This window comes from Hydrogenovibrio sp. 3SP14C1, from assembly GCF_029625905.1.
GTDB lineage: Bacteria > Pseudomonadota > Gammaproteobacteria > Thiomicrospirales > Thiomicrospiraceae > Hydrogenovibrio.
On the sequence record NZ_JARTLM010000073.1, the window covers coordinates 1 to 280 of the forward strand.

General features: G+C 63.6%; 1 protein-coding gene. It reads left to right on the forward strand.

Annotated features, from left to right (window positions below; all coding sequences use genetic code 11):
• Nucleotides 1-280: hypothetical protein (locus tag P8629_RS11685; RefSeq protein ID WP_278166299.1), on the forward strand; the 280-nt coding region annotated here is incomplete at both ends.

The following is a 280-nucleotide window of genomic DNA, read 5'->3' on the forward strand; positions in this document are numbered from 1 at the left end:
CGGGTAACGTCGCCTGGCCGGTGCCGGCGGTCGGTTTTATCGCCCATCTGGATACTTCGCCGGATTTCAGCGGCAAACACGTCAATCCGCAGATCGTCGAGAACTATCGCGGCGGCGACATTGCGCTCGGCATCGGTGATGAAGTGCTGTCGCCGGTGATGTTCCCGATCCTGCACCAGATGCTGGGGCAGACGCTGATCACCACCGATGGCAAAACGCTGCTGGGCGCCGACGACAAGGCCGGCATCGCCGAGATCCTCACCGCCATGGTGCGCCTGCG